General features: G+C 70.6%; 15 protein-coding genes and 1 pseudogene. 9 read left to right on the forward strand and 7 right to left on the reverse strand.

Annotated elements, in window-relative coordinates; all coding sequences use genetic code 11:
- Positions 1-97 precede the first annotated feature (97 nt).
- Entirely contained in the window at positions 98-352 is a 255-nt protein-coding gene (locus N4G63_RS14640; RefSeq protein ID WP_314599861.1) for a helix-turn-helix domain-containing protein, read from the forward strand.
- A complete protein-coding gene (locus N4G63_RS14645) occupies positions 349-1,098 on the forward strand; it encodes a hypothetical protein (RefSeq protein ID WP_260786747.1) in 750 nt (249 codons plus the stop codon). The genes N4G63_RS14640 and N4G63_RS14645 overlap by 4 nt, the downstream gene beginning before the upstream one ends.
- Before the next feature lie 23 nt (positions 1,099-1,121).
- On the opposite strand, the gene N4G63_RS14650 is transcribed toward N4G63_RS14645, so the two are convergent.
- Positions 1,122-1,985, reverse strand: coding sequence for a sulfurtransferase (locus N4G63_RS14650; protein WP_260786203.1), 864 nt, complete (start codon positions 1,983-1,985; stop codon positions 1,122-1,124).
- A 145-nt stretch (positions 1,986-2,130) separates the two neighbouring features.
- Entirely contained in the window at positions 2,131-3,057 is a 927-nt protein-coding gene (locus tag N4G63_RS14655) for an alpha/beta fold hydrolase (protein ID WP_260786204.1), read from the reverse strand.
- Positions 3,058-3,123: 66 nt separating this feature from the next.
- On the opposite strand from N4G63_RS14655, the gene N4G63_RS14660 reads away from it, so the two are divergent.
- Positions 3,124-3,648, forward strand: coding sequence for a GNAT family N-acetyltransferase (locus tag N4G63_RS14660; protein WP_260786205.1), 525 nt, complete (start codon positions 3,124-3,126; stop codon positions 3,646-3,648).
- 62 nt (positions 3,649-3,710) lie between these two features.
- On the opposite strand, the gene N4G63_RS14665 is transcribed toward N4G63_RS14660, so the two are convergent.
- Complete coding sequence (locus N4G63_RS14665; RefSeq protein ID WP_314599862.1) at positions 3,711-4,847, reverse strand: HD-GYP domain-containing protein; 1,137 nt, start codon at positions 4,845-4,847, stop codon at positions 3,711-3,713.
- A gap of 156 nt (positions 4,848-5,003) precedes the next feature.
- Here N4G63_RS14665 and N4G63_RS14670 point away from each other — a divergent pair.
- Positions 5,004-6,804 (forward strand): annotated as a pseudogene (locus N4G63_RS14670) (acetate--CoA ligase).
- A gap of 15 nt (positions 6,805-6,819) precedes the next feature.
- On the opposite strand, the gene N4G63_RS14675 reads toward N4G63_RS14670, so the two are convergent.
- A complete protein-coding gene (locus N4G63_RS14675) occupies positions 6,820-9,330 on the reverse strand; it encodes a UvrD-helicase domain-containing protein (RefSeq protein WP_314599863.1) in 2,511 nt (836 codons plus the stop codon).
- Between N4G63_RS14675 and N4G63_RS14680 the strand changes: the two genes are divergently transcribed.
- The 3 genes from N4G63_RS14680 to N4G63_RS14690 all read left to right on the forward strand — a co-directional run bounded on the left by N4G63_RS14680 (position 9,325) and on the right by N4G63_RS14690 (position 12,421).
- Positions 9,325-10,074 carry a hypothetical protein gene (locus tag N4G63_RS14680; protein WP_314599864.1) on the forward strand — a complete coding sequence of 250 codons (750 nt, stop codon included), beginning with the start codon at positions 9,325-9,327 and terminating at the stop codon, positions 10,072-10,074. The two genes, N4G63_RS14675 and N4G63_RS14680, sit on opposite strands and share 6 nt — an antisense overlap.
- Positions 10,075-10,280: 206 nt before the next feature.
- Entirely contained in the window at positions 10,281-10,820 is a 540-nt protein-coding gene (locus tag N4G63_RS14685; RefSeq protein ID WP_260786210.1) for a TRAP transporter small permease subunit, read from the forward strand.
- Positions 10,820-12,421 carry a TRAP transporter large permease gene (locus tag N4G63_RS14690; RefSeq protein ID WP_260786709.1) on the forward strand — a complete coding sequence of 534 codons (1,602 nt, stop codon included), beginning with the start codon at positions 10,820-10,822 and terminating at the stop codon, positions 12,419-12,421. The genes N4G63_RS14685 and N4G63_RS14690 overlap by 1 nt, the downstream gene beginning before the upstream one ends.
- Before the next feature lie 117 nt (positions 12,422-12,538).
- Here N4G63_RS14690 and N4G63_RS14695 read toward each other — a convergent pair whose 3' ends face one another.
- The 3 genes from N4G63_RS14695 to pmbA form a co-directional block, all read right to left on the reverse strand.
- The gene (locus tag N4G63_RS14695) at positions 12,539-13,621 is read right to left on the reverse strand and encodes a TRAP transporter substrate-binding protein (RefSeq protein WP_260786211.1); all 1,083 of its coding nucleotides are present in this window, start codon (positions 13,619-13,621) and stop codon (positions 12,539-12,541) included.
- A 260-nt stretch (positions 13,622-13,881) separates the two neighbouring features.
- Entirely contained in the window at positions 13,882-14,964 is a 1,083-nt protein-coding gene (locus tag N4G63_RS14700; protein ID WP_260786212.1) for a TRAP transporter substrate-binding protein, read from the reverse strand.
- 157 nt (positions 14,965-15,121) lie between these two features.
- Positions 15,122-16,495 (reverse strand): metalloprotease PmbA, encoded by a 1,374-nt coding sequence (gene pmbA / locus N4G63_RS14705; protein WP_314599865.1) that lies wholly within the window; start codon positions 16,493-16,495, stop codon positions 15,122-15,124.
- A 102-nt stretch (positions 16,496-16,597) separates the two neighbouring features.
- Between pmbA and yjgA the strand changes: the two genes are divergently transcribed.
- Together yjgA and mog are read left to right on the forward strand one after the other, a co-directional pair.
- The gene (gene yjgA, locus N4G63_RS14710; protein ID WP_260786214.1) at positions 16,598-17,206 is read left to right on the forward strand and encodes a ribosome biogenesis factor YjgA; all 609 of its coding nucleotides are present in this window, start codon (positions 16,598-16,600) and stop codon (positions 17,204-17,206) included.
- Positions 17,190-17,792 (forward strand): molybdopterin adenylyltransferase, encoded by a 603-nt coding sequence (gene mog, locus N4G63_RS14715; RefSeq protein ID WP_260786215.1) that lies wholly within the window; start codon positions 17,190-17,192, stop codon positions 17,790-17,792. The genes yjgA and mog overlap by 17 nt, the downstream gene beginning before the upstream one ends.
- The last annotated feature ends 71 nt before the right edge of the window (positions 17,793-17,863 follow it).

The following is a 17,863-nucleotide window of genomic DNA, read 5'->3' on the forward strand; positions in this document are numbered from 1 at the left end:
CAAGGCCGCGTGCGGCCTTTTTGGGGGTCGCACCCCTTCGGCAGAGCCCACCGAAACGGACCTTCGCGACCCTTCCCGTCGTGTGAACAGGCCCAGGATGCCCATCGTTGTGCAGCTCGACGTGATGCTGGCGCGGCGCAAGATGCGCTCGCGCGAATTGGCCGAACGCATCGGCATCACCGAGCAGAACCTGTCGCTGCTCAAGAGCGGCAAGGTGCGCGGCGTGCGCTTCGACACGCTGGCGCGCATCTGCGCGGTGCTGCAATGTCAGCCCGGCGACCTGCTGGCCTGGCAGCCCGCGGCCCAAGACCACGGCGCACCGCCCCCGGACCCCGGGCCCGACCCGGCATGACACCCCGGCACGGCCCGCGCCTGCCCTGGGTGCTGCTGGTACTGGCCGGCCACCTGGGCCTGGGCCTGAGCCTGCATCTGGCGCTGAAGCAGCCGCATCGGCGCGCGCCGTCGGCCGCCGCGGCCGTGTCGTGGCTGCAGGTGTGGCTGGCCCCGGCCAGCCCTCGCGCGGCACCCGCACCCGCCCCCGCACCCGCACCCGCACCCGCACCTGCACCGGCACCCACACCCCCGCCACGCGACGCCGGGCGCACCGGGCCGCATGCGGCCCGCGCACCCGCCGCCGTGGCCACGCTGCCGGCAGCGCCACGGCCAGCCGAGCCGCTGGCCATCACCGCCCCGGCCGCGCCTGCCGCGCAGGCCCTGCCTGGTGCTGCGCAGGCCCTGCCTGGTGCTGCGCAGGCCCTGCCTGGTGCCACGCCGGCGGCGCCAAGCCCGCCCGCAGGCCCCGCCGCGGCCGCCGCACCGGCCGCGCTGAACCTGGCCCTGCCCGCGCGGCCCGCCTCGGCCCCGCCACCGGCCAGTTGGGCGCGGCAGGATGGGCGTGTGCAGGCGGCGCCGCTGGACGGCGATGAGCGCATGGCGCGCACGCTGGGCACCGACCTCACGCTGCGCACGGTGCGCCGCGGCGATGGTTTCGAGCTGCGCCGCGGCACCGGCTGCGTGCAGGTGCAGCCCAGCCGCGCCGGCCAGATCCTGCCGGCCGACAGCAGCGCGCCGCGCCCGTCGCTCGCGGGACGCTGCTGATCAGCCGGTGATCGGCCCCCGGGTCAGCCGGTGGCCACCACCGCATCAGGCTGCCGGCACCATTCGCTCCACGAGCCGGGATACAGGCGCGCCCCGTCCAGGCCGGCGGCCTGCAGGGCCAGCAGGTTGTGGCAGGCGGTGACGCCCGAGCCGCACTGCATCACCAGCGCGTGGGCCGGGCGCCCGGCCATCAAGGCCAGCCATTCGGCGCGCAGCTGCGCGGCCGGCTTGAAAGCGCCCTCGGCGCCCAGGTTCAGCCGGAACACGCGGTTGAGCGCCCCGGGGATGTGGCCGCCCACCGGATCCAGCGTTTCGTTCTCGCCGCGAAAGCGGTCGGGCGCGCGGGCATCCACGATCAGCCGGCCCGGCGTGCCCAGCTCGGCGCGCAGCGTGGCGTAGTCCAGCGTGGCCTCCAGCGGCGCCTGCAGCGCAAACGCCGGCCGTGCCGGGCCCGTGGCGGGCGGGCCGCTGTGCAGCGCGCCGCCGGCGGCCTGCCAGGCACCGATGCCGCCATCGAGCACCTGCACCGCGGCATGGCCCAGCCAGCGCAGCATCCACCAGGCGCGCGCGGCGTACATGCCGCCGGCCTGGTCGTACACCACGATGGCCTGGTCGTTGCGCAGGCCTTGCGCGCCCAGCGTGGCGGCAAAGGCCTCGCGCGTGGGCAGCGGATGGCGCCCGCCGCTCAGGCCCGGGGCGTTCTTGGCGCCCGACAGGTGGTGATCGAGGTGCAGGTACAGCGCGCCGGGCAGGCGCGCCTGGGTGTGCAGGCGCTCGCCGGCGCCGGGGTCGGCCAGGTCGAAGCTGCAGTCGACGATCTGCGGCGGCGTGCCGGCGGCCAGCAGGGCCTGCAGTCCGGCCGCGGTGATCAGGGGCGAAGTGGGCATGTCAGCAGGCCTTGCGGGCAAAAAGATAGGACGCCGAGGACGCCGAGGGCGGCGTGGCGGGCGAGACCGGCGAACGGTCGAGCGGCCAGGCCGGCCGCGGCGATGCCCTGCATCATCGCCCAGCCCCGCACGCCGTCGGCCTGCGTCAGCGCAGGAAGTCGGCCATCACCGCGGCCAGGGCCTGCGGCTGGTCGTGGTGCAGCATGTGGCCGGCATCGGGCAGCTGCTGCTGGCGCACATCGCGCACCTGGGCCAGGCGCTGTTGAAACTCGGCCAGCGTGTAGCGGCCGTTCCAGTACCTGTCGGGAGCCGATTCGGCGCCCTGCACCCACAGCGTGGGCGCGGTGATGGCGCGCCAGGTGGCGATGGCATCGGCCGCACGGTAGGGCACCGGGTTGACGCGACGGTGCGCGGCATCGGCCCGCAGCACCCACTGGCCATCGGCCTGCGCCTCGGCCCAGTGCGCGGCCAGCCACTCGGCGCGCCCGGCCGGCAGGCGCGGGTTGTTGTGGCGCAGGCGCTGCGCCACCTCGGCCAGGCTGGCGTAGGGCTTCAGGTGCTGCGGGGTCTTCAGCTCGTCCAGCCATTGCGCCAGGCGGCCGGGGGCCTGCTCGGCGGGCAAGTCGGGCAGGCCGAAGCCTTCCAGGTTGACCAGGCGGCGGATGCGCTGCGGCCGCACGCCGGCATAGGCCATGGCCACATTGCCGCCCATGCTGTGGCCGATCAGGTCCACCGGCGCATCGGGCGACAGCGCATCGAGCAGGCCATCGAGATCGCCCAGGTAGTCGGCAAACCAGTAGGCGTCGGTGCCCGGTGGCGCCAGCGTGCGGCCAAAGCCGCGCCAGTCGGGCGCGATGACGCAGGCCTCGTCGCCCAGCGCGTGCAGCGCATCCACCACGAACTGGAACGAGGCGCCCACGTCCATGTAGCCATGGGCCATCACGCGCAGTGGCACGCCGTGCTGCGGCTCGCCCCACTGCAGCAGGTGAACCTGCAGGCCGCGCACCGGCACAAAGCGGCTGCGGGCCTGGCGCAAGGCGAGGTAGGGCGTGGCGGTGGCGGGCGCGTTCATCGGCGCGCACTGTAGGCGGCGCGGGCCGGCGCTGCTGGCGCGGCTGCGACAAGCCCCGATGCCAGAATGCCCGGCATGAGCCCTGCCGCCGCCTTCAACCTGCGCCCCGCCGAGCCGCGTGACCTGCCCGCCATCGTGGGCCTGATCACCGAGCTGGCCGAGTTCGAAGCCCTCACCCACCTGCTGGCGGTGACGCCCGAGACGCTGGCGCCACACCTGTTCGGCGACAAGCCGGTGGCCGAGAGCGTGGTGGCCGAGGTGGCGGGCAGCGCGCCGGGCGCCGCGCCGCGGGTGGTGGCCTTTGCGCTGTTCTTCACCAACTTCTCGACCTTCCTGGCCAAGCCGGGGCTGTACCTGGAAGACCTGTACGTGCAGCCCGCGCACCGCGGCATGGGGCTGGGCCGCGCGCTGCTGCAGCACCTGGGCGCGCTGGCGGTGGCGCGTGGCCATGGCCGCTTCGAATGGAGCGTGCTCGACTGGAACGCCAACGCCATCGCCTTCTACGAGAAGATGGGCGCCACGGTGATGCCCGACTGGCGCATCTGCCGCGTGGCCGGGCCGGCGCTCGCCGCCTTCGGCCCGAAAGGCTGACGCACACCGCCCCAAGCCGGCAGCCGCCGCGGCGGCGGCGAAGCCGCTTCGGGAGCTGGGGCCTATCCCGCAGCCAGCATCACCAGCATCTCGGGCGAGATGCCCGACTGCATCATCTGCCCGCTGATCACCGACTGGATGGCGTGGCCCTTGACCGAGGTGTCGCGGCGGATCGGCTGGCTCAGCTTGTTGCCGGCCGGCGAGCTCATCACCGCCACCACCGGCGTGGTGACGGTGGGGCCGCGGCGCACCACCAGGCCGCATTCGCCCGACTCGAGCCGCACATAGCAGCCGGGCGGGTAGACGCCAAACTCCTTGACCAGGGCCGCGGTCATCGGGTGGCCGGGGTCCTGCATGAACATCTGGCGCCCCGCCACATCGGCGGCCATGGCCTGGCGCGAGCCGCGCGGGCTGAGCTTGGCGGTGTAGATGTCGGCGCGCCGCACCAGATCGGCGGTGTCGCTGATCTGGCGCAGGCCACCGGGGTAGCCGCTGCCGTCGGGCGCCTCGTGGTGCTCGGCCACGGCGCGCAGCCACTCGGGGTCGGTGACGCCGCTCAGTTCGAGCATCAGGCGGCTGAAGTCGGGATGGGCCCGCACCGCGTCGCGCTGCTCGTCGCTGAGCGGCGTGCTCTGCCGGGCCAGCTCGCCCTGCAGCTCGAGCATGGAGATGTTCATGGTCAGCGCGGCCTTGAAGGCGCGCTGCGCGTCGTCGGCCGCCCAGCCCAGGCGCTGGGCCACCAGCAAGGCGGTGATGGCGGCATGCATCGAGCGCGTGATGCCGTACTGCGCCATCGCGTTGCCCTCCTGGCGCAACACCTGGAAGATGGCCAGGTCGCGGTCACGCTCGATCAGCGTCAACACGGTGGGCGTGGCGGCATCCAGCGCGTTGACGAAACCCTCGTCGCCGGCGGCATGGCGCAGGGTCTCGCCCAGCTGGTGCAGGTTGCGGTTCCACAGGCCCGGCAGCTCGTGCGGCTTGGCGCGGCGGGCCTCGGCGGCCGGATCGGCCAGCTCGGCAATGTCCACCAGCGCGCCACGCTCGAACAGCAGGCACATCTGCTCGTAGTTCTCCACCAGCTGGCCGCGCGCCAGCAGCAGCGTGCGGTCGGCGTCGTAGACGTTGAAGGGCAGCGAGGCGGCAATGGCCACCCGGTGCTTGAACTGCGACAAAGGAGAAAACTGCAGGTTGGACGGCATGTAACGGCTCGCTGAGAGGGCTGTCAGAACTGATCGGCGCGACCTGTCTTGGGGCGTTATCGGGTGGCCACTGCAAGACTTGAGGGGCGATCTCAATCGGTTGCAGGTGAATTCCCTCAGCGCCGGGGCCCGGGTGCCTGCCCACAATGCCGGCGCATGAAGCATGTCGTCGACCGCCACGCCGCCCTGCACGGCAGCTTTCGCTGGCAGGTGCCGGCGCAATTCAACATCGCCGAGGCCTGCTGCGGCCGCTGGGCGCGCAGTCGGCCGCGCGCAGTGGCCATTCGCTGGCAGCGCGAAAACGGCGAACGCGGCACGCTCAGCTACGGCCAGCTGCAGGCCCTGGCCAACCGCCTGGCCCACGCGCTGGCACGCCGCGGCGTGCAGCGTGGCGACCGCGTGGCCATCGTGATGCCGCAGCGGGTGGAAACCGCGGTGGCCCACATGGCCGTGTACCAGCTGGGCGCGGTGGCCATGCCGCTGTCGATGCTGTTCGGCCCCGAGGCGCTGGAATACCGGCTGCGCGACAGCGGCGCGCGCGTGGCCATCGCCGACGAGAGCGCCATCGCCCACCTGTGCGCCGCGCGCCCGGCCTGCCCCGACCTGGCCTGCGTGGTCGCGGTTGGCCAGGCGGCCGGCCAGGGCGATGTGGACTGGGCGGCCGCCCTGGCCGCCGAGCCCGACCGCCACGACCCGGTGGCCACCGGCGCCGACGAACCCGCGATGCTGATCTACACCAGCGGCACCACCGGCCCGCCCAAGGGCGCGCTGATGCCGCACCGCGCGCTGATCGGCAACCTCAGCGGCTTTGTCTGCAGCCAGAACTGGTTCCCCGCCGTGCTCGGTGCAAAGCCCCCGCTCCGGGGCGGGGGGAGCGGGGGTGGGGGGCCACAGTTCAGGGCAAAGCCCAGCGGCTGGGGATCAGGAGACGCCTTGCGTCTTCTGGTCACCAGCCGACTGGGCCTGGACCGGCGGGCTAATGGACGCGCTGCTGCCCACGCTGTACTTCGGCCAGCCCATCGTGGCCTACCAGGGCCGCTTCGACCCCGAGCGGGCGCTGGCGCTGATGGCCGAGTACCGGGTGACGCACAGCTTCCTGTTCCCCACCGCGCTGAAGGCCATGATGAAGGCCGTGCCCGAACCGAAGCAGCGCTACAGGCTGCACCTGCGGGCCGTGATGAGCGCCGGCGAGGCCGTGGGCGATGCGGTGTTTGCCTGGTGCCAGCAGGCGCTGGGCGTGACGGTCAACGAGATGTTCGGCCAGACCGAGATCAACTACATCGTCGGCAACTGCACCCGCAGCCTCGATGCCCAGGGCCGCCCGGCCCCCGGCTGGCCGGCCAGGCCCGGCAGCATGGGCCGCGCCTACCCCGGCCACCGCGTGGCGGTGATCGATGACAGCGGCCACGAATGCCCGCGCGGCACGCCCGGCGACGTGGCCGTGCACCGGCGCGATGTGCATGGCCAGCCCGACCCGGTGTTCTTTCTCGGCTACTGGAACAAGCCCGAGGCCACGGCCGCCAAGTTCACCGGCGATCCGGCCGATTCATGGTGCCGCACCGGCGACACCGCGGTGATGGATGCCGACGGCTACCTCTGGTACCAGGGCCGCAGCGACGACGTGTTCAAGGCCGCCGGCTACCGCATCGGCCCCAGCGAGGTCGAGAACTGCCTGGTCAAGCACCCCGCGGTGGCCAATGCCGCCGTGGTGCCCAAGCCCGACGCCGCGCGCGGCGCGGTGGTCAAGGCCTATGTGGTGCTGGCCCCCGGCTGCACCGGCGATGCCGCCCTGGTGGCCGCCCTGCAGCAGCATGTGAAAGGCCGGCTGGCGCCCTACGAGTACCCCAAGGAGATCGAGTTCATCGACGCGCTGCCGATGACCACCACCGGCAAGGTGCAGCGGCGGGTGCTGCGGCTGCAGGAAGAAGAGCGCGCGCGGGCGGCCGGCGTGGCCTGATCGACTCGCCGCCGGTCAATCCACCGGCGTCAGCTTCGCCACCGCCAACGCCAGCCACTTCGGCCCGTGGCGGCCGAAGTTGACCTGGGCACGCGCGTCGGCGCCAGAGCCTTCCAGCGTGATCACCACGCCTTCGCCGAACTTGGTGTGGAACACCGACTGGCCCACGCGCAGGCCGTGGCCCGACTTGGCGGCCTGGGCGTTGGCCATGGCGGTGGGCACCGGGCCGCCGCCCATCATCGGCGCGTCGCGGCCGGCGCCGTAGCCGTCGCGGCCACCCCAGGCGGGGCGGTCGCCGTCGCGGGCGTTCGAGCGCGCGTCCTGCCGGCCGGCGCCGACGATGCCGCCCGGGCCGCTGCCGCGCTGCCAGGCCTGCTGGTACTCCTTGGCATAGCCCGAGCCAAAGCCCTGGTGGCGCGGGGTCAGCCACTTCAGCGCGCCCTCGGGCAGCTCGTCCAGGAAGCGGCTCTTGACGTTGTAGCGCGTCTGGCCATGCAGCAGCCGGGTCTGGCTGTAGCTGAGGTACAGGCGCTTGCGTGCCCGGGTGATGGCCACGTACATCAGCCGGCGCTCTTCTTCCAGGCCGTCGGTGTCGCTCATCGCGTTTTCGTGCGGGAACAGGCTTTCTTCCAGCCCGGTGATGAACACCGCGTCGAACTCCAGGCCCTTGGCCGAGTGCACGGTCATCAGCTGGATGGCGTCCTGCCCGGCCTGGGCCTGGTTGTCGCCGGCCTCCAGCGCCGCATGGGTCAGAAAGGCCGCCAGCGGCGACATGATCTCGCCGGTCTCGGCATCGGGCGCCAGCGGGGCGGCCGGGGCCGGCGCCGCGCCATCGCTGCCGGCGGCCAGCGTGCCGGGGCCGATCTCGTCCACCGGCAGGGCCACGGCATCCTTGCCAAAGCCCTCCTGGGTGACGAAGGCCTCGGCCGCGTTGACCAGTTCATCGAGGTTCTCGATGCGGTCCTGGCCTTCCTTCTCGGTGCGGTAGAAGTCGACCAGGCCCGAGCTGGCCAGCATCTGCTCGATGATCTCGCGCAGCGTGAGGCCGCGGGTGCGCTCGCGCAGGCCGTCGATCAGGCCGTTGAAGCCCAGCAGGTTGGCACCGCCCTTGCCCGCCACCGCGGCCACGCTCTGGTACAGGCTGCGGCCGCTCTGGCGCGCGGCGTCCTGCAGCAGCTCCATGGTGCGCGTGCCGATGCCGCGGGTGGGAAAGTTCACCACCCGCAGGTAGCTGGTGTCGTCGTTGGGGTTCTCGATCAGGCGCAGGTAGGCCAGCGCATGCTTGACCTCGGCACGCTCGAAAAAGCGCAGGCCGCCGTACACGCGGTAGGGCACGCCGGCATTGAACAGCGCGCTTTCCAGCACCCGGCTCTGCGCATTGCTGCGGTACAGGATGGCGATCTCGATGCGCGCCAGGCCGCCGCGGTGCAGGCCCTGCGCTTCTTCCAGCAGCCACTGGGCCTCGGCGTAGTCGCTGGTGGCCTCGTGCACGCGCACCGGCTCGCCGGGGCCGGCCTCGGTGCTGAGGTTCTTGCCCAGGCGCTTGGCGTTGTGGGCGATCAGCGCATTGGCGCTGTCGAGGATGTTGCCGAAGCTGCGGTAGTTGCGCTCCAGCTTGATCATGTGGCGCACGCGGTACTCGCGCTCGAAGTCGGCCATGTTGCCCACCTGCGCGCCGCGGAAGGCGTAGATGCTCTGGTCGTCGTCGCCCACCGCAAACACGCTCTGGCGCAGGCTGCCGCGGGCGCGGTCGCCGCTGTTCTCGGGCGGCGCAAACATCTTCAGCCAGCGGTACTGCAGGCGGTTGGTGTCTTGAAACTCATCCACCAGCACATGCGCGAAGCGGTGCTGGTAGTGCTCGCGCAGCGAGGGGTTGTCGCGCAGCAGCTCGTAGGTGCGCAGCATCAGCTCGGCAAAGTCGACCACGCCCTCGCGGTGGCACTGGTCTTCGTAGGCGCGGTACACCTCGACCATGGTGCGGGTGTTGGGGTCGTGCGCATCCACGTCGCCGGGGCGCTCGCCCTCCTCCTTGCGCGCGGCGATGAACCAGCTCACCTGCTTGGGCACGAAGCGCTGGTCATCCAGGTTCATGGCCTTGATGATGCGTTTGACGGCCGAGAGCTGATCGCCGGTGTCCAGGATCTGGAAGCCCTGCGGCAGGCCGGCCAGCTTCCAGTGCGCGCGCAGGAAGCGGTTGCACAGGCCGTGGAAGGTGCCGATCCACATGCCGCGCACGGGCACCGGCAGCATGGCGCTCAGCCGGGTGAGCATCTCCTTGGCGGCCTTGTTGGTGAAGGTCACGGCCATCAGCCCGCCCGGGCCCACCTGGCCGGTGGCCATCAGCCAGGCGATGCGGGTGGTGAGCACGCGGGTCTTGCCCGAGCCGGCACCGGCCAGAATCAGCCCCGGCTCGGCGGGCAGGGTCACCGCCGCCAGCTGCTCGGGGTTCAGGCCCTTGAGCAGCGAGCCGGTGCCGGACGCACCGGAGGTCGGGGGAACATCATCGTGAAAGGGCGGCGCATGCATCGGTGGATTCTAGGAGGGGGGTGGCTGCTGGCCGCCGCGCTTGCACAGCCGGCCCTGGCCGCCCGGACGCCCGCCCCGGCCCTGGCCCGCCGGGCCTGCCCGGCCGCCACGGCGGGCGGCATCGAACGCTTCATCACCGCCGACTGTGCGGATTGCTGGGCCGCGGCGCTGGGCGGGGGCGACGGGGCCGGCCCCGACAGCCTTGCCGCCGCCCCCGCCCCTGCCCGCCGCTGGACGCTGGACTGGCTGCTGCCGCGCGGCGCCGACGCGGCGATGGCCGCCGCCGCCCTGCCCGAGGCCAGCGAGCGCAGCCAGCGCGCCGGCCTGCCGGCCGAGGCCGCTGCGCCGGGCCCGAACCAGCGGCAAGCCGAGCGCCGCGCGCAGCGGCCGTGGCCGGGCCTGGCGCTGCGCGTGAGCTCGGGCCCGGCCTGGCAGGGCTACTTCGGCCTGCAGCTGCGCGTGGCGGTGACCCAGGCCACGCGGCTGCCGGCCGGCAGCACGGCCTGGCTGGCGCTGGTGGAGCACCTGCCGGCCGGCCAGGAGGGCTCGGCCCTGCCGCGCCAGCTGGTGCGCAGCGTGGCCGGCCCGCTGCCGCTGCAGGCCCTGCGCGCCGGCCAGCCGCTGAGCCACCTGCAGGCCCTGCGCTGGCCCGCGGGCGCGCAGCCCGAGCGCCTGCGCGCGCGCGGCTGGATCGAGGCCGCCGACGGCCGCATGCTGGCCATGGCCGGCGACCGCTGCGATTGACCTCGCATCGCCCGCCACAGCGCGGTGTCGGCCCTTGGGCCCGGCAGCGCCCCGGCCCCTGGTGCTTTCCCTAGCGGCCGTGAACTTTCAACTGTCGTTCAGGCTTGCATCCTTACATTTGCCGACTGCAGCGACGCAGGGGCCTGGCCACGCCCACCCGTGCCGCGTCGCAAGACGTCCAACCAACAACATTTTCTGGAGGTGACATGTCCCCACTTCTGAGACTTTCCGAAGCGATCGATTGGCTGACCGATCGTTTCGGCGTGCTGGCCAAGTGGGCGGTGCTGCTGTCGTGCCTGATCAGTGCCGGCAACGCCGCCTTCCGCTACGCCTTCGACAACAGCTCCAACGGCCTGCTGGAGATCCAGTGGTACCTGTTCGCGGCCTGCGTGATGCTGGGCGCCGCGCAGGTGCTGCGCGTCAACGAGCATGTGCGCGTCGATGTGGTCTACGGCCGCTTCAGCGGCAAGGGCCAGGCGCTGATCGACCTGGCCGGCTTCTGCCTGTTCCTGGTGCCGGTGATGCTGGTGATGATCCATTACTCCTGGCCGCTGTTCATGAAGATGTTCATCAGCAAGGAGATGTCCAGCAACGCCGGCGGCCTGATCCGCTGGCCGGCCATGCTGCTGCTGCCGCTGGGCTTCTCGCTGGTGCTGCTGCAGGGTGTGTCCGAGATCATCAAGCGGGTGGCCTGGCTGGCCCATAAATACAACGGCGAGTTCCACTACGAGAGGCCCCTGCAATGATCGCCATGGAGAACTTCGCGCCGATCATGTTCGGCGGGCTCATCGTCACGCTGCTGATTGGCTTTCCGGTCGCGTTCTCGCTGGCCGCGCTGGGCCTGGGCTGCGGCTTCTTTGCGGTGCACATGGGCTGGTTCCAGCCCGAGTTCCTGAGTGCGCTGCCACTCAATGTGTTCGGCATCCTCAGCAACGAGCTGCTGCTGGCCATTCCGTTCTTCACGCTGATGGGCTCCATCCTCGAGAAGTGCGGCCTGGCCGAGGACATGCTCGATTCGATGGGCCAGCTCTTCGGCCCGGTGCGCGGTGGCCTGGGCTACTCGGTGATCATCGTCGGCTTCATCCTCGGCGCCATCACCGGCACGGTGGCCGGCCAGGTGATCGCCATGGCCATGATCAGCCTGCCGGTGATGATGCGCTACGGCTACAACATGCGCTACGCCACCGGCGTATTGGCCGCCAGCGGCACCATCACCCAGCTGGTGCCGCCCAGCCTGGTGCTGGTGGTGCTGGCCGACCAGCTCGGCAAGAGCGTGGGCGACATGTACAAGGGTGCCTGGGGCCCCAGCATCCTGCAGGTGCTGATCTTCGCGCTCTACACCTTCATCCTCACCCGCGTGCGGCCTGACTACCTGCCCGGCGTGCCCAAGGAAGCGCGCACGCTGCAGGGCTGGGATCTGTGGAAGAAGTGCCTGCGCGGCATCGTGCCGTCGGCCTTCCTGATCTTTGCCGTGCTGGGCAGCATGGGCGGCCTGCCCGGCATCAACACCGCCATCTGCACGCCCACCGAGGCCGGCGCGATGGGCGCCGTGGGGGCCCTGGTGCTGGCCGGCATCCACCGCCGCCTGAGCTGGTCGCTGCTCAAGGACACCATGCTCGGCACCATGCGCATCACCGCCATGGTGGTGTTCATCCTGATCGGCTCGCGGGTGTTCTCGCTGGTCTTCCAGGGCGTGGATGGCGCGATCTGGATCGAGCACATGCTCTCGGGCCTGCCCGGCGGCCAGACCGGCTTCCTCATCGCGGTCAACATCTTCATCTTCTTCCTGGCCTTCTTCCTCGACTTCTTCGAGATCGCCTTCATCATCCTGCCGCTGCTGGCACCGGTGGCCGACAAGCTGGGCATCGACCTGATCTGGTTCGGCGTGCTGCTGTGCGTGAACATGCAGACCTCGTTCATGCACCCGCCCTTCGGCTTTGCGCTGTTCTACCTGCGCGGCATCTCCGACACGCTGTTCAAGAACAAGGCCCTGCCGCGCAAGGTCGAGTCCAAGGACATCTACCTCGGCGCCATTCCGTGGGTGGTGATGCAGCTGGTGCTGGTGGTGGTGGTGATCTTCGTGCCCGAGACGGTGACCGCCTTCCTCGACAAGCCGCAGGTCGTCGACATCGACAAGGCCAACAGCCAGCTCGAGCAGATGAGCCAGGACCAGGCGCCCGGCGCCAAGGCCGAGGAGAACGTGCGCGAGCTGTTCGGCCTGGACCCGGCCGGCAAGGCCGCGGCGTCGGCTCCGGCAGGCGCCGCATCGGCGGCCGCGCCCGCCGCCGCCGAGGAAGACCCGATGGAGGCCGTCAAGCGCAGCCTGCAGCAGGACAAGAAGCCCTGACCGGTGCCGCGGCGCCCTGCCCCGGGGCGCCGCCGCCGAAGCAACCGCCAACGCACAGGCGAAAGTAAAAGCAAAAGGGCCCTGCCGCGAGGCAGGGCCCTTTTTCATGGCCGCCGCTCAGAGCTTCTGGGCCTGCATGAAGTCGTCGAAGCTGGCTTCGGCGAAGCGGAACCACAGGTTCTGGTCGCGGCGGAAGTTGGCGTAGTCCTCGTACACCTTCTTCCAGTTCGGGTTCTTGGCGCTCAGGTCGCTGTACAGGGCCAGCGCCTCCTTGAAGGCCAGGTCCATCACGTCCTTCGGGAAGCGGAACAGCTTGGTGCCGCCGGCCACCAGCTGCTTGAGCGCCGCCGGGTTCTTGGCGTCGTACTTGGCCTGCATCTCGACGTGGGCGAAGGTGGCCGCACACTCGACGATGGCCTTGTACTCGGACGAGAGCGCGTCGTAGGCCTTCTGGTTGACGAACACGTCGAGCTGCGGGCCGCCCTCCCACCAGCCGGGGTAGGCGTAGAACGGGGCCACCTTGTTGAAGCCGAGCTTCTGGTCGTCATACGGGCCGATCCACTCGGCCGAGTCGATGGTGCCCTTCTCCAGCGCCGCGTAGATCTCGCCGCCCGGAATGTTCTGCGGCACCGCGCCCATGCGCTCGGCCACCTTGCCGGCAAAGCCGCCGATGCGCATCTTCAGGCCCTTCATGTCGGCCGCGCTCTTGACTTCCTTGCGGTACCAGCCGCCCATCTGGGCACCGGTGTTGCCGGCCGGGAAGTTGACGATGTTGTACTGCTTGTAGAACTCGCGCATCAGCTTCAGGCCGTTGCCTTCGTACATCCAGGCGGTCATCTGGCGGCTGTTCAGGCCGAAGGGCACGGCGCAGCCCAGCGCAAAGGTCTCGTCCTTGCCGAAGAAGTAGTACGGCGCGGTGTGGCAGGCCTCGACGGTGCCGTTCTGCACGCCATCCACCACGCCGAAGGCCGGCATCAGCTCGCCGGCGGCATGGGTGGAGATGGTGAACTTGCCACCCGACAAATCCTTCACCTTGGCGGCAAACACATCGGCCGCGCCGAAGATCGTGTCGAGCGACTTCGGAAAGCTCGAGGCCAGGCGCCAGCGCACCTGAGCCTGGGCGTGCACCACGGCCGGCGCCACGCCGGCAGCCAGCACACCGGCCAGGCCGGCACCACGAACAAACGAACGACGTTCCATTGATCGGTCTCCTCTCGAGGACATGGGTAGAAATGCAGAACGGTTCTGCACGGTCGCCACATTCTAGGGAGCCGTTCCGGGCGTCCGACGGGGTGAAAGCCCTTGGTTCGGCCACGCCGGACGGGCGCTGGCTGGCGCCCCGGCCCCAGGCGCGAAAACGCCAAAAGCCCCGGGGCCGTTGCCGGCCGGCGGGGCTTGCGAAGGGGCCAACGATCAGGCTGGTGCAGGCACCCGTCAGGGGCGCCCAGCCGCGCGCTGCCTCAGAGCTTTTGCGATTGCATGAAGTCGTCGAAACCCGACTCGGCAAAGCGGAACCACAGGTTCTGATCGCGCCGGAAGTTCGAGAAGTCGGCGTAGATCTTCTTCCAGTTCGGGTTCTTGCCGCTGAGCTCGCTGTACAGGGCCATCGATTCCTTGAACGCCAGTTCCATCACGTCCTTGGGCAGGCGGTACAGCTTGGTGCCGTTGGCCACCAGCTGCTTGAGCGCGCCGGGGTTCTTGCCGTCGTACTTGGCCTGCATGTCCACGTGCGCGTAGGTGGCCGCGCACTCGACCACGGCCTTGTACTCGGCCGACAGCGCGGCATAGGCCTTCTGGTTGACGAACAGGTCGATCTGCGGGCCGCCTTCCCACCAGGCCGGGTAGGCGTAGTACGGCGCCACCTTGTTGAAGCCCAGCTTCTGGTCGTCGTACGGGCCGATCCACTCGGCGGCGTCGATGGTGCCCTTTTCGAGCGACTGGTAGATCTCGCCGCCGGGGATGTTCTGCGGCACGCCGCCCATGCGCTCAAGCACCTTGCCGGCAAAGCCGCCGATGCGGAACTTCAGGCCCTTCACATCGGCCGCGCTCTTGACCTCCTTGCGGTACCAGCCGGCCATCTGGGCGCCGGTGTTGCCGCACGGGAAGCTGATGATGTTGTACTGCGCGTAGAACTCGCGCATCAGCTTCAGGCCGTTGCCTTCCAGCATCCAGGCCGTCATCTGGCGGCTGTTCATGCCGAACGGAATGGCCGCGCCCAGCGCAAAGGCCTCGTCCTTGCCGAAGAAGTAGTACGGCACGGTGTGGCAGGCTTCGACGGTGCCGTTCTGCACGCCATCGACCACGCCGAAGGCGGGCATCAGCTCACCGGCCGAGTGCACCGAGATCTGGAACTTGCCGCCGGTCAGCTCGCCGACCTTCTTGGCAAACTCGTCGGCACCGCCGTAGATCGTGTCGAGCGACTTCGGGAAGCTCGACGCCAGGCGCCAGCGGATCTGGGCCTGGGCCTGCACCACGGCCGGTGCGGCGCCAGCGGCCAGGATGCCGGCCAGGCCAGCGCTGCGTACGAATGAACGGCGTTCCATGCGGGATCTCCTCGTCTGAATGGCAGCGCCGCAAAGGTGGCGCCGAGTCGGGCGGGAGTCTCGGCCAGGCCAGCTTGCAGTTACCTGAAGATGGCCGTGCCGCAGCGCGGAATCAAGGGTAAGCCCTGATCCAGCGCCGGCTGGATGCGTTGGCCGTTCAGCTGCCGGCGACCTTCATGCGCTCGAGCAGCAGCGAGCCGACGCGCTTGCCACCCGACACGTACTCGTCGGCGCCCAGCGCCACGATGCCGCGCAGCATGTCCTTCAGGTTGCCGGCAATGGTGACCTCGTGCACCGGGTGCACGATGCGGCCGCCCTCGACCCAGAAGCCGGCCGCGCCGCGCGAGTAGTCGCCGGTGACGCCGTTGACCCCCTGGCCCATCAGCTCGGTGACAAACAGGCCGCGGCCCAGCTTGCGCAGCATCTGCTCGAGGTGGTCGCCCGGCTGGGTGAGCCGGCTCGACAGGCGCAGGTTCTGCGAGCCGCCGGCGTGGCCGGTGGTCTTGAGCCCCAGCTTGCGCGCCGAGTAGCTCGACAGGAAGTAGCCCTGCAGCACGCCGGCCTGCACCACGCGGCGCTGCCGGGTGGTGACGCCCTCGTCGTCGAAAGGCGCGCTGCCCTTGCCCTTGCGGATGTGCGGCTGCTCGTCGAGATCCAGGTGATCGGCCATCACCGCCTGGCCCAGGCTGTCGAGCAGGTAGGTGGCGCGGCGGTACAGCGCACCGCCGCTGGTGGCCTGCACCAGCGCGCTGATCATGCCGGCGGCCAGCGTGTTCTCGAACAGCACCGGCACCTCGCAGGTGGCGATCTTGCGGGCGTTCAGGCGCGACAGCGCGCGCTCGGCGGCATAGCGGCCCACGGCCTCGGGCGCGGCCAGCTCGAGCGGGTCGCGCACCGAGGTGTACCAGGCGTCGCGCTGCATGTCGCGGCGGTGGGTGGCGATCGGCGCCACCGAGATCGAATGCCGCGAGCTGGCATAACCGCCGCGAAAGCCGCGCGAGTTGCCGGCCCAGAAGTGCGATTGCTGCGCCGACACGCCCGCCCCTTCGCTGTTGCTGATGCGCGGATGGGTGGCAAAGGCCGCGTCCTCGCTGCGCCGCGCCAGCTCGGCCGCGGTGTCGGCGTTCAGCGCCCAGGGGTAGAACAGGTCGAGGTCCATGCCCGCCACATCGGGCGTGGCCAGGTCTTCGGCCTCGGGCAGGCCGGCGGCGGGGTCTTCGGCGGTGAAGCGGGCGATGTCGTAGGCGGCGCGCACCGTCTGCTCGATGGCGGCGCGCGAGAAATCGCTGGTGCTGGCATTGCCGCGGCGCTGGCCCAGGTAGACGGTGACGCCCAGGCTCTTGTCGCGGTTGCGCTCCACGTTCTCGAGCTCGCCCTTGCGCACTGAGACCGACAGGCCCGCGCCCTCGCTGACCTCGGCGCCGGCGTCGCTGGCCCCCAGGCCCTTCGCGATGTCCAGCGTGTCCTCGATGATCTGCTGGAACTGCTCGCGGTCGAAGGCGAAGCCCTGGGAGGTGGTGGATCCGGACATGGGGTGTTCTTGGTGACTCTTGTTGACGCGCGGCGCGGCGGTTGGGGGGGCGGCGGAGGTAAGAGACAATCATAGCCACCCCACCCACCCTGCCAGAGCCCCATGCGGCAACGTCCCACCGACGCCCTCCCCGAAGAAACCGCCGGCCTCGAAGGCATCGCCATCGAAACCGGCCGCCCCAGCAAGACCCGGCTGAAGCAGCAGGCCCACGATCTGCAGAAGCTGGGCGTCGAGCTGTCCGAGCTGCCGGCCAGCCGCCTGGCCGCGCTCGACATGCCCGAGGGCCTGCGCAACGCCCTCGACGAACTGCGCCGCACGCGCAGCCACGAGGGCCGGCGCCGCCAGCTGCAGTACGTGGGCAAGCAGATGCGCTTTGCCGACGAGGCACCGCTGCGCGAGGCGGTGGCGGCCTACAAGCTCGGCTCGGCCAAGGACACGCTGCGCCTGCACAACACCGAACGCTGGCGCGACGAGATGGTGGCCAACGACGAGGCCGTGACCCGCTGGGCGCAAGAGTTCCCGGGCAGCGACCTGCAGCAGCTGCGCAGCCTGGTGCGCGCCGCGCGCACCGACGCCGCCGCCGCGCCTGAAAAACGCAACGGCCGCGGCTACCGCGCGCTGTTCCAGTTCATCAAGCCGTACCTGGCCGCCGCCGATGGCGCCGCCAACCCCGAAGAATCGAGCGAAGACGACGATGAGCACGACGACTGAACAGCACGATGCGGTGACCGTCGGCGTGGTCTCGATCAGCGACCGCGCCTCCACCGGCATCTACGAGGACAAGGGCATCCCGGCGCTGCAGGACTGGCTGGGCAAGGCGCTGAAGAACCCGATCACCTGGCAGCCGCGGCTGATTCCCGACGATCGCGAGACGATTGCCGCCACGCTGCGCGAACTGGTGGATGAGGTGAAGTGCGACCTGGTGCTGACCACCGGCGGCACCGGCCCGGCGCCGCGCGACGTGACGCCCGAAGCCACCCTGGACGTGGCCGACAAGCCCATGCCCGGTTTTGGCGAGCAGATGCGCCAGATCAGCCTGAACTTCGTGCCCACGGCCATCCTGAGCCGCCAGGTGGCGGTGATCCGCGGCAAGGCGCTGATCATCAACCTGCCCGGCCAGCCCAAGAGCATTGCCGAGACGCTGCAGGGCTTGCCGCATGCCGAACGTCCGGTGCACGGCATCTTTGCCGCCGTGCCCTACTGCATCGACCTGATCGGCGGGCCGTACCTCGAGTGCGACGACGAGTTCACCAAGGCCTGGCGGCCGAAGACGGCGGTGAGGCCCCAACGCACCTGAGGCAGGTCACTGCCGTCTCGGGACAAGGGCGTCGGGTGCCGGGCTGACGTAAGTAAAGGAGGAGGGCCGCA

This window comes from Aquabacterium sp. OR-4, from assembly GCF_025290835.2.
GTDB lineage: Bacteria > Pseudomonadota > Gammaproteobacteria > Burkholderiales > Burkholderiaceae_C > Pseudaquabacterium.

What these genes read in the sequence shown, in the direction of transcription:
- N4G63_RS14640 (WP_314599861.1), top strand. Translation starts at nt 98, where the DNA reads ATGCCCATCGTTGTGCAGCTCGACGTGATGCTGGCGCGGCGCAAGATG.
- N4G63_RS14645 (WP_260786747.1), top strand. Translation starts at nt 349, where the DNA reads ATGACACCCCGGCACGGCCCGCGCCTGCCCTGGGTGCTGCTGGTACTG.
- N4G63_RS14650 (WP_260786203.1), bottom strand. Translation starts at nt 1,985, where the DNA reads ATGCCCACTTCGCCCCTGATCACCGCGGCCGGACTGCAGGCCCTGCTG.
- N4G63_RS14655 (WP_260786204.1), bottom strand. Translation starts at nt 3,057, where the DNA reads ATGAACGCGCCCGCCACCGCCACGCCCTACCTCGCCTTGCGCCAGGCC.
- N4G63_RS14660 (WP_260786205.1), top strand. Translation starts at nt 3,124, where the DNA reads ATGCCCGGCATGAGCCCTGCCGCCGCCTTCAACCTGCGCCCCGCCGAG.
- N4G63_RS14665 (WP_314599862.1), bottom strand. Translation starts at nt 4,847, where the DNA reads ATGCCGTCCAACCTGCAGTTTTCTCCTTTGTCGCAGTTCAAGCACCGG.
- N4G63_RS14680 (WP_314599864.1), top strand. Translation starts at nt 9,325, where the DNA reads ATGCATCGGTGGATTCTAGGAGGGGGGTGGCTGCTGGCCGCCGCGCTT.
- N4G63_RS14675 (WP_314599863.1), bottom strand. Translation starts at nt 9,330, where the DNA reads ATGCATGCGCCGCCCTTTCACGATGATGTTCCCCCGACCTCCGGTGCG.
- N4G63_RS14685 (WP_260786210.1), top strand. Translation starts at nt 10,281, where the DNA reads ATGTCCCCACTTCTGAGACTTTCCGAAGCGATCGATTGGCTGACCGAT.
- N4G63_RS14695 (WP_260786211.1), bottom strand. Translation starts at nt 13,621, where the DNA reads ATGGAACGTCGTTCGTTTGTTCGTGGTGCCGGCCTGGCCGGTGTGCTG.
- N4G63_RS14700 (WP_260786212.1), bottom strand. Translation starts at nt 14,964, where the DNA reads ATGGAACGCCGTTCATTCGTACGCAGCGCTGGCCTGGCCGGCATCCTG.
- pmbA (WP_314599865.1), bottom strand. Translation starts at nt 16,495, where the DNA reads ATGTCCGGATCCACCACCTCCCAGGGCTTCGCCTTCGACCGCGAGCAG.
- yjgA (WP_260786214.1), top strand. Translation starts at nt 16,598, where the DNA reads ATGCGGCAACGTCCCACCGACGCCCTCCCCGAAGAAACCGCCGGCCTC.
- mog (WP_260786215.1), top strand. Translation starts at nt 17,190, where the DNA reads ATGAGCACGACGACTGAACAGCACGATGCGGTGACCGTCGGCGTGGTC.